9 protein-coding genes are annotated in these 9,334 nt (G+C 58.4%); 8 read left to right on the forward strand and 1 reads right to left on the reverse strand.

Annotation, left to right across the window (positions count from 1 at the left end):
* The first annotated feature begins 42 nt into the window (after positions 1-42).
* From Q2B33_RS05840 to Q2B33_RS05855, 4 genes are all read left to right on the forward strand, one after another.
* Positions 43-1,599, forward strand: coding sequence for a DUF1538 domain-containing protein (locus tag Q2B33_RS05840; protein WP_300783480.1), 1,557 nt, complete (start codon positions 43-45; stop codon positions 1,597-1,599).
* Complete coding sequence (locus tag Q2B33_RS05845; protein WP_296458223.1) at positions 1,583-2,278, forward strand: hypothetical protein; 696 nt, start codon at positions 1,583-1,585, stop codon at positions 2,276-2,278. The genes Q2B33_RS05840 and Q2B33_RS05845 overlap by 17 nt, the downstream gene beginning before the upstream one ends.
* A 150-nt stretch (positions 2,279-2,428) precedes the next feature.
* Positions 2,429-4,048 (forward strand): beta-N-acetylhexosaminidase, encoded by a 1,620-nt coding sequence (nagZ, locus tag Q2B33_RS05850; protein WP_300572651.1) that lies wholly within the window; start codon positions 2,429-2,431, stop codon positions 4,046-4,048.
* A gap of 25 nt (positions 4,049-4,073) precedes the next feature.
* Positions 4,074-4,307, forward strand: a complete 234-nt coding sequence (locus tag Q2B33_RS05855) for a hypothetical protein (protein ID WP_300572654.1) — start codon at positions 4,074-4,076, stop codon at positions 4,305-4,307.
* A gap of 109 nt (positions 4,308-4,416) precedes the next feature.
* Here Q2B33_RS05855 and Q2B33_RS05860 read toward each other — a convergent pair whose 3' ends face one another.
* Positions 4,417-5,160, reverse strand: a complete 744-nt coding sequence (locus tag Q2B33_RS05860) for a hypothetical protein (RefSeq protein WP_300572657.1) — start codon at positions 5,158-5,160, stop codon at positions 4,417-4,419.
* Between the two features lie 223 nt (positions 5,161-5,383).
* On the opposite strand from Q2B33_RS05860, the gene Q2B33_RS05865 reads away from it, so the two are divergent.
* The 4 genes from Q2B33_RS05865 to Q2B33_RS05880 all read left to right on the forward strand — a co-directional run bounded on the left by Q2B33_RS05865 (position 5,384) and on the right by Q2B33_RS05880 (position 9,283).
* Positions 5,384-6,841: an ATP-binding protein gene (locus Q2B33_RS05865; protein ID WP_300572660.1), complete on the forward strand. Its 1,458-nt coding sequence runs from the start codon at positions 5,384-5,386 to the stop codon at positions 6,839-6,841.
* Positions 6,842-6,927: 86 nt separating this feature from the next.
* Positions 6,928-7,233, forward strand: a complete 306-nt coding sequence (gene trxA, locus Q2B33_RS05870; protein WP_296469791.1) for a thioredoxin — start codon at positions 6,928-6,930, stop codon at positions 7,231-7,233.
* A gap of 12 nt (positions 7,234-7,245) precedes the next feature.
* Positions 7,246-7,563 (forward strand): rhodanese-like domain-containing protein, encoded by a 318-nt coding sequence (locus tag Q2B33_RS05875; RefSeq protein ID WP_300572665.1) that lies wholly within the window; start codon positions 7,246-7,248, stop codon positions 7,561-7,563.
* 1 nt (position 7,564) lies between these two features.
* Complete coding sequence (locus Q2B33_RS05880; RefSeq protein ID WP_300783476.1) at positions 7,565-9,283, forward strand: FAD-dependent oxidoreductase; 1,719 nt, start codon at positions 7,565-7,567, stop codon at positions 9,281-9,283.
* Positions 9,284-9,334 lie beyond the last annotated feature (51 nt).

Below are 9,334 nucleotides of genomic sequence, written 5' to 3' on the forward strand. Positions count from 1 at the left end.
TATAAGGGAATAGAATTGGAGACAGGAAAAAGAGGTGGTCGCGTGAATCAAAAGCTGAAAGAGAAGATACTGGAGTCGGTGTCGGCCGTGCTTCCCATCACGGGAATCGTCCTGCTGCTGAGCATCCTGCTGGTTCCGGTGGAGCTGGGGATCATGGTGATGTTCCTGGTGGGGGCGATCCTGCTGGTAATCGGGATGGGATTCTTCCAGCTGGGGGCGGAGATGTCCATGACCCCTCTGGGGGAAGGCATCGGCGTCCAGATATCCAAGGCACGCAGGATCCCCCTGATCTTCCTCATCGGTTTTTCCATGGGGGCCATCATCACTATCTCTGAGCCGGATCTCCAGGTGCTGGCGGAGCAGGTGCCTGGCATCCCCAACCTGACTTTGATCCTCACTGTGGCGGTGGGGGTGGGCATCTTCCTGGCGGTGGCGATTCTGAGGATCCTGTTCCAGATTAACCTTTCTACGATACTGATTGTACTTTATACCGCACTGATTGGAGTGTCCTTCCTGGTGTCCAGGGATTTCCTGGCGGTGGCCTTCGACTCCGGCGGCGTGACCACGGGCCCCATGACGGTTCCCTTCATCATGGCCATGGGCGTGGGCCTTGCCTCCGTCCGCGGCGACAAGAATGCTTCCAGCGACAGCTTCGGTCTGGTGGCCCTGTCCAGCGTGGGGCCCATCCTGGCGGTGCTGATCCTGGGGATGTTCTTCAGCCCCGGGGAGACGGCCTACAGCGGCGCTGTCGTGGCGGATGTGGGCACCACCAGGGACGTGGTGAAGGAATTCCTCTTCGACATGCCCCCCTATATGAAGGAGGTGCTGATATCGCTGGTCCCCGTGGCCATCGTGTTCGCCCTGTTCCAGAGGTTCACCCGCCGGTATCCCCGCAGGCAGGTGAAGAGGATCGCGGTGGGCTTCGCCTATACATATCTGGGCCTGGTGCTGTTCCTCTGCGGGGTGAATGTGGGCTTCGCGCCCCTGGGCGCCCTGCTCGGCGAAGAGATTGCCTCGGAGGCGTGGAGATGGCTGCTGGTGCCCATCGGCATGCTGATCGGCTATTATATCGTAAAGGCGGAGCCTGCCATCCAGGTGCTGAACCGCCAGGTGGAGGGCGTGACCAACGGCTCCGTTTCCGCCAGGGCCATGAACCGCTGCATGTCCTGGGGCGTGGCGGCCAGCGTGGGCCTGTCCATGATGCGGGTGCTCACGGGGCTGCCCATCCAGTACATCATCATCCCGGGCTACCTGATCGCATTGCTGCTGTCACGGTACGTGCCCAGGATGTTCGTGGGTATCGCCTTCGACTCCGGCGGCGTGGCCAGCGGACCTATGACCACGACCTTCCTGCTGCCCCTGAGCATCGGGGCCTGCCAGGCCACGGGGGGCAATCTGATGACGGACGCCTTCGGGGTGGTGGCTCTGGTGGCCCTGACGCCGCTGATCGCCATCCAGCTCATGGGAATCCTGTACCAGTACAAGCTGAGGGTCACGGAGCGGATCGCGGTGCGGGAGGCGGAGATCCCTGTTATGGATAGCGCTGCAGACGACATCATTGAATTCGAGGAGGAAGACGGAGATGGGGGACAATCATAAAATCATGTCTTATCGCATGCTGCTTCTGATCGCCACGCCGAAGCTGGTGGGCAAGGCGGCGGGACTGTTCAAGGAGGGGAATGTCCCCGTCCAGTACATCTTCCACGGCCAGGGCACTGCCACCAGCCAGGTCATGGACATGCTGGGCCTGGACGGGGTGGACAAAAATATCCTCATGGCCATGCTGCCCAAGGCCTTCGCGGACGAGATGCTGAAAAAACTGCGCAAGAGGCTGCACCTTGGGATGCCGAACACGGGGATAGCCTTCACGCTCCTGATGTCGGGCGGCAGCGGGCACCTGGTCCAGCTCATGGAGGGGCTGGAGCCGGAGGAGAAGAAGAGACTATTGGAGAGGAATGAGGCGGATATGACAGAGAACGCGTACAGCTTGATCATGGCAATCGTAAATCAGGGCTTCAGCGAGGAAGTGATGAACGCGGCCAGGCCCAAGGGCGCTTCCGGCGGCACGGTGTTCCACAGCAGGAGGATCGGCAACCAGGAGGCCATGAAATTCTGGAAGATCAGCGTCCAGGAGGAGCGGGAAGTGGTGCTGATACTGGCCCAGAAGGAAGACAAGCTGGCCATCATGCAGGAGATTGGCAGGCAGTGCGGCATGAACAGCAAGGCCCAGGGCATCGTCATGTCCCTGCCGGTGGACGGGATCGCCGGGCTGGACTGAGCCGGGACAGAATGGTTATGGAATGAGCCTGCCCTTTGCGGCATAATGGCAGAATGTAATAAGATAAGCGAAAAAACGATAAACAACATATGCCGGGACAGGTTCCGCAGAATGGCCTGCCCTTTGCGGCATCTGAGTAGGAGGAGCGACATGGATTTGAGAGAACAGATTGGACAGCGGCTGGTGATAGGATTCCCGGGGACGGAGCTGGATCCGGAATTTAAGCGCCTGGTGAAGGAGTACAAGGTAGGGAACGTCATCCTGTTCCAGCGCAACCTGAAGAGCATGGAGCAGGTGAAGGCTCTGTGCGCGGACATCCAGGAGCTGGTGCGCAGGGAGACGGGGCATGACGCCTTCATCACCATCGACCAGGAGGGCGGCAAGGTGACCAGGCTTCCCGGAGACGGCTGCAACGTGCCGGGAGCCATGGCCACGGCGGCTACGGGAGAGGTGGAGAACGCGGAGATTCTGGCCCATATCACGGCAAAGGAGCTGAAGGCCGTGGGCGTGAACTTCAACCTGGCCCCCTGCATGGACATCAACAACAATCCGGAGAACCCGGTGATCGGGGTGCGCAGCTACGGCGATACCGCGGAGACCGTGGCGGCATACGGAACTGCCGCTTTCCGAGGATACCGCAAGGGCGGGGTCCTCTCCTGCGCCAAGCATTTCCCGGGCCATGGGGACACGGCGGTGGATTCCCACGTAGGCCTCCCGGTGATCGACAAGACCATGGAGGAGCTGGAGGCTCTGGAGCTGAAGCCCTTCCGTGCGGCCATGGAGGCGGGGATTCCGGCTGTCATGGGCAGCCACATCCTGTTCCCGAAGCTGGAGCCGGACAATGTGCCCTGCACCATGTCCCGGAGAATCGTCACCGAGGTTCTGAAAGGCAGGCTGGGCTTCCCGGGGCTGGTGGTGAGCGACTGCATGGAGATGGATGCCATCAAGAAATACTACGGCACGGTGAAGGGCGTGGTATCCGCCATGGCGGCAGGGGTGGACATGGTGCTGGTGTGCCACACGGCGGCCCTCCAGGAGGAGAGCGCCCGGGCTGTCTTACAGGCAGTGGAGGAGGGGAAGCTTTCCGGGGAGGAGATGCGCAGGTCCGCGGAGAAGGTCGTCCGCCTGAAAGAGGAGTACGCTAAGAGCGCGGACGCGGAGGCTCCCTGCCGGTGCACGGAGGAGGACAGGGCGCTGGAGCGGGAGATCCGCAGGAAGAGCATCGTGGTCATGGCCGGGGACGGCCTGCGCAGCGGGGAACCGGAGCGGGAAAAGCCGGGCAAGGGTGCTGCGGCCCAGGGCGGTGGCAGCCAGGGAAGCGTGGGTCCGGTTGTCCTGGGAGCCGCTCCCTTCTTTACCGGAAGCGGCAGCTACCGCGCCACTCTGGCCTTCAACGACGAGGAGCTGTCGGAGACCTTTGCGGCGCATATGGCGGCCCGGCTGGGCGGGACGCATTTCGACGTGGGGTCGGATCCGAAGGAAGAGGAGATCAGGGAGGCAGTGGAGCGGGCAAAGGGAGCCAGCGGCATCGTGGTGAGCCTCTTTGCCGCCAGGGAGCAGGCCGGCCAGTACAGGCTGGTGGAGGCGCTGTCCGGGCTGGGCGTGCCGGTGATCGCGGTGGCGTTGTACAGCCCCTATGACCTGAAAGGCCTTCCGGCGGGCGTCACAGGCATCGCGGCATGGGACAATACCCCTATGACCTTGCAGGCCCTGGAGGAGCTGTTCAGGGGAGAGTGGCAGCCCACAGGACGGATGCCTGTAAAGCTGTAGCATTCTTTTCGGGGAGGTGTCTGTCATGTGGAAGAAACTGAATTACATCCTGAATATCGCAATCGGTTCCTGCATCGGGGTTTTTGTGGGGCACGGAATATATGTGTTCTGGGATTACAGGACACGTCCCGGGTTATATGCGATGCGGTCCGCCCCATGGTATGCCAGTATCCTGACCTACGGGATGTTCACCATCGCTTTTCTGACAGCGGCCGTCATTCTGAAGCTGATTGCCAGATGGAAGTCAAAACGGGAATAAATAGGCGAAATAATTGCGGAGCGGAATGCGCCCCGGAGGGAGCTTCCGTTCCGCAATACAGGACCAAGCGGCAGATGAACGCGCCGCTCAAGCGGAAAAGTAAGGCGAATCAGAAGTCGTTGGCCTCATATAAGTACAGATTCCCCTTTTTGCCCACCCGGGCCACAGTCCCCATGTGATACAGGATATTCAGGGTCACCTGGGACAGGGCCTGGGAGATATGGGCGGCTTTGGCGAAGTCCTTCGTGGTGAACTGCCCCTCCAGCTCCGGGGGCACGAACTGCAGGAAATCCTCCGGCCGTTCCACTTCCAGCTCCCGCACCAGCTCCGTGGGAATGCGGTCATAGCGGCTGGCCCTGATTTTCCGGTTCTTTCCCCTGCCGTTCAGGAGCTTGTATTCCTCCATGTCCAGCAGGACCAGCCGAAAACGCAGATGGGGGTCTTTCAGGAAGGCCTTGATCCTGTACAGCTCGGGAAACACCGTGTAGGGGCTGCCCTTTAAAGGGGACTTGCGCTTCCCGCTTAATTCCCCGGTCTCCTCGTCTATCCAGATGATCCATTTCTCCCGGGGGATGGGGTAGACGATGGTCACCGGGTACAGGGGCAGAAAGGCGGAGAGCTTGCCCCGGAGCTTGTCGAACTGCCTGGTCTGGATTTCGATGATCTCTCCCCCTGCAAAGATGTCCGCCACATAATTCTCGATGGGGATTTCCTGCCTGTCCTCGTCCGGCTCATAGTAGTTCTTCAGGATGGCATGGACTGTCTTCTCCGACAGCGTGCCGATGCCCAGCCGCTGTCTGTCGATTCCGATGATTTTCCTTTTTGCTTCCTCAAAGGCCTTTTTGTCCGGCATGGTATCTTCATTCCTTGTTCCTGGTGACTGTGTTTGAGATTATGCCGCATTTTCCCGCGCCCTGTCGCGCTTGGAACCAGAAGCCGGCACAATCCCTTTCTGGGTCAACATTGTACCACACTCCCAGGTTTTTTGCCATCTTGATTTTCCCGGCATTTTTGGTATAATGATATCAAATCAAGATTTAGTAAATCAGGATTAGATAAAGAGAGGAGCCGGCATCATGTTCATAGGAAGAGAGAAAGAGCTAAGATTCCTACAGGATAAATACGATGAAAAAAAGGGTCAGCTGATTGTCCTGTATGGAAGAAGGCGCGTGGGAAAGACAGAGACCCTCAGAGAATTTTGCAGGGATAAGCCCCACCTCTTTTTTTTCTGTACACAGACTACGGACAGAGTACAGCTCGCAAGATTTTCAAGCCAGATTCTGAGGGAGGACATCCCTGCAAAGCAGTATCTCTCAGAATTCGCGGATTGGGAAAAGGCTTTCCGGGCAATCCTGGATCTCCCGTACGGAGAAAAAAAGAAGCTCATTGTAATCGACGAGTTCCCCTATATGTGCAAAGGGAACAAAAGCATTCCGTCCATTCTGCAAAATCTCTGGGACATGGAACTGAAGGACGGCAATGTCATGATTGTCCTGTGCGGCAGCGCCATGAGCTTTGTGGAGAAAGAGCTGCTGGCAGAAAAAAATCCATTATACGGCAGGGCCACAGGCATCTACAAGATGACCGAAATGGGATTTTACGAGGCCGCCCGCTTTTTTCCGGATTATTCGGAAAGAGACAAGGTGCTGGCCTACGCGGTGCTTGGCGGCATTCCCCATTATCTCAATCAGTTCAGACCGGAGCTTTCCGTTCAGGAAAACATCAAGCGCAATATCCTGACCAAGGGCTCCGTGCTCTACAGCGAGGTGGACTTCCTGCTTCATCAGGAACTTCGGGAGCCCCCGATTTACAACGCCATCATTGAGGCAGTGGCCCTGGGCAGCACGAAGCTGAATGACATCAGCCAGAAGTCCCTGCTGGAGGATACCTCCAAAACCAGCGTCTATTTGAAGAACCTGATAGAACTGGGGATTGTCCGGCGGGAGTTTTCCGTTGACGCAGGGACGAAGGAGAAGGCCAATGCGAACCGGGGGACATACCGCCTGACCGATTATTTCTTCCGTTTCTGGTATGCATTCGGCTTCGCCAATCTCTCGCAGCTTGAGGACGGGGATGTGGAGGGAGTCTATGAATATCTCGTCCGCCCTGCCCTGCATGAATTTGCCTCATCCGTGTTCGAGGATGTGTGCAGGGAGTTCGTGCGGGAGCTCCAGAAGAAAAACGCCCTGCCATTCCGCTATGCCAGGATGGGGCGTTGGATGGGAAAGACCACTGTCCGTGATAAAAATGCGGAAAACGGACTGCGGATGGCAGAGACGGAGATAGACCTGTTAGGCATCAGCAGAGACGAGAAAGAGTATCTGGTGGGCGAATGTAAATTCAAGCACAGCCCCTTTGCCTATGCCGAGTATCTTGACACAAAGGCGAAACTGGCTCCGCAGAAGGAAAAGGCGAAATTTTACTACGCCTTGTTTTCCGAATCCGGCTTCGATGACAAAATCATGGCAGAAGCCCAGGGCTCGGAAAGCCTTTGCCTCTACGACCTTGAGGCGATTGTGGACTTTGAAAAATAAAATCGATATATGTGACATCATCACAGAAAAAGAGAGAAATCCATGATATCATAGAGCCACAAAGGAAAACAAAGGAGGACGATAAAATGTCTGCTGTCAATATCAACAAGAACAATTTCCGGAGCGAGGTCATGGATTCCGATAAACCCGTGCTGCTGGATTTCTGGGCACCCTGGTGCGGGCCCTGCCGTATGGTGGTCCCCATCGTGGAGGAGATTGCCAGGGAGCGCTCCGACATCAAGGTGGGCAAAGTCAACGTGGATGAAGAGCCGGAGCTTGCGGGGCAGTTTGGCGTCATGAGCATCCCCACTCTGGTGGTGATGAAAGACGGGAAAATAGTCAACCAGGCCATGGGGGCGAGACCTAAGAGCGCCATCCTGGGGATGCTGTAAGGAGGTGGCCATATGGGATTCTTTGACCTGTTCCGGCAGCCGGATATCAACCAGGGCGTGGAGGAGTACAGGGCCGTCCCCCAGGCGATCCTGCTGGACGTCCGCACCCCCGAAGAGTATGGGGGAGGGCATGTTCCGGGAAGCAGGAACCTGCCGCTGCAGCAGATTGAAAAAATCACAGCCATTGCGGAGAAGAAAGAGACGCCCCTGTTCGTCTACTGCCAGTCCGGGGCCAGAAGCCGCCAGGCAGTAAGCCTGCTGCAGCGCATGGGATATGAAAACGTGAACAACATCGGCGGCATGGCCGCATATCGGGGAAAGGTGGAATGACATGAAAGTGGTGATCGTAGGCGGCGTGGCGGGAGGCGCCACAGCCGCGGCAAGAATCCGGAGGTTGGACGAGGCGGCGGAAATCATCGTATTTGAGCGGTCTGGATATGTTTCCTATGCCAACTGCGGCCTGCCCTACTATATCGGCGGCGTGATCGCGGATTCGGAAGAGCTGACACTCCAGACCCCGGAGAGCTTCTACTCCCGCTTCCGGGTGGCCATGAAAGTCCGCCATGAGGTCACGGGAATCCATCCGGAGCGCAAGACCGTCTCCGTGAAGAACCTGGAGACGGGGGAGGAATTTGAGGAGGGCTACGACAAGCTGATCCTCTCCCCCGGCGCAAGGCCCACGCAGCCCAGGCTCCCCGGCACAGGCATAAGCAAGCTTTTCACCCTGCGCACCGTGGAGGACACCCTGCGCATCAAAGAGCACATAGACAGGCACCATCCGAAATCCGCCATACTGGCAGGCGGCGGCTTCATCGGGCTGGAGCTGGCGGAGAATCTGCTGGAGCTGGGCATGGAAGTGGCCATCGTCCAGCGGCCGAAGCAGCTGATGAGCCCCTTTGACGCGGATATGGCTGCCATGATCCACGGCGAGATGCGCAGGCATGGCGTCAGGCTGGTGTTGGGGCAGACTGTGGAGGGCTTTGCGGAGAAGGACGGCGGCGTGGACGTGCTGTTAAAAGACAATGCCCCGCTCCATGCCGATATGGTGGTGCTTGCCATCGGCGTCACGCCGGACACGGCCCTGGCAAAGGCAGCCGGACTGGAACTGGGCATAAAAGACAGCATTGTAGTCAATAGCCGGATGGAGACCTCTGTCCCCGACATATACGCTGCCGGCGATGCGGTTCAGGTAAAGCACTCCGTCACAGGCCAGGACGTGCTGCTCTCCCTGGCCGGGCCTGCCAACAAACAGGGCCGGATCATCGCGGACAATATCTGCGGCGGCGACAGCCGGTACGCGGGCAGCCAGGGCAGCTCCGTAATCAAGGTGTTCGACATGACAGCTGCCGTCACCGGCATCAATGAGACCCATGGGCGGAAAGCCGGGCTGGATCTGGATACGGTCATCCTCTCCCCCATGAGCCATGCGGGCTACTATCCCGGCGGCAGGGTCATGACCATGAAAGTGGTGTTCGAGAAGGGGACATACCGTCTGCTGGGCGCCCAGATCGTAGGCTACGAGGGCGTGGACAAGCGCATTGACGTCCTGGCCGCTGCTATCCATGCAGGGATGAAAGCCACTGAGCTGAAAGATTTGGATCTGGCCTATGCGCCGCCCTATTCCTCTGCCAAAGACCCCGTGAATATGGCCGGCTTCATGATCGACAACATCGCGGGCGGCATATTGAAGCAGTGGCATCTGGAGGATGTGGACGCGCTGCCCAGGGACGGCAGCGTCACGCTGCTGGATGCCAGGACGGCAGGGGAATATGCCCGGGGGCACATACGGGGATTTCGCAACATTCCCGTTGACGAGCTGCGGGAGCGCCTTGCCGAAATCGAAAAAGGCAAGCCCGTCTACGTCATCTGCCAGAGCGGGCTGCGCAGCTACATTGCCTGCCGCATCCTGGAAGGACAGGGATACGAGGCCTATAACTTCTCCGGCGGCTTCCGCTTTTACGATGCGGTGAGGAATGACCGCCGCCTGGTGGAAAGCGCGGCCGACTGCGGCATGGATATACTGCATAACGCTGAATGCTGCCCAAAGTAATCATGCGATTGAACCAGTCAGCGTTATGCAGTCTGGTTTCACGGCAGGTGA

The sequence above is a fragment of the uncultured Acetatifactor sp. genome (genome assembly GCF_948601915.1).
GTDB lineage: Bacteria > Bacillota > Clostridia > Lachnospirales > Lachnospiraceae > Acetatifactor.

What these genes read in the sequence shown, in the direction of transcription:
- Q2B33_RS05845 (WP_296458223.1), top strand. Translation starts at nt 1,583, where the DNA reads ATGGGGGACAATCATAAAATCATGTCTTATCGCATGCTGCTTCTGATC.
- nagZ (WP_300572651.1), top strand. Translation starts at nt 2,429, where the DNA reads ATGGATTTGAGAGAACAGATTGGACAGCGGCTGGTGATAGGATTCCCG.
- Q2B33_RS05855 (WP_300572654.1), top strand. Translation starts at nt 4,074, where the DNA reads ATGTGGAAGAAACTGAATTACATCCTGAATATCGCAATCGGTTCCTGC.
- Q2B33_RS05860 (WP_300572657.1), bottom strand. Translation starts at nt 5,160, where the DNA reads ATGCCGGACAAAAAGGCCTTTGAGGAAGCAAAAAGGAAAATCATCGGA.
- Q2B33_RS05865 (WP_300572660.1), top strand. Translation starts at nt 5,384, where the DNA reads ATGTTCATAGGAAGAGAGAAAGAGCTAAGATTCCTACAGGATAAATAC.
- trxA (WP_296469791.1), top strand. Translation starts at nt 6,928, where the DNA reads ATGTCTGCTGTCAATATCAACAAGAACAATTTCCGGAGCGAGGTCATG.
- Q2B33_RS05875 (WP_300572665.1), top strand. Translation starts at nt 7,246, where the DNA reads ATGGGATTCTTTGACCTGTTCCGGCAGCCGGATATCAACCAGGGCGTG.
- Q2B33_RS05880 (WP_300783476.1), top strand. Translation starts at nt 7,565, where the DNA reads ATGAAAGTGGTGATCGTAGGCGGCGTGGCGGGAGGCGCCACAGCCGCG.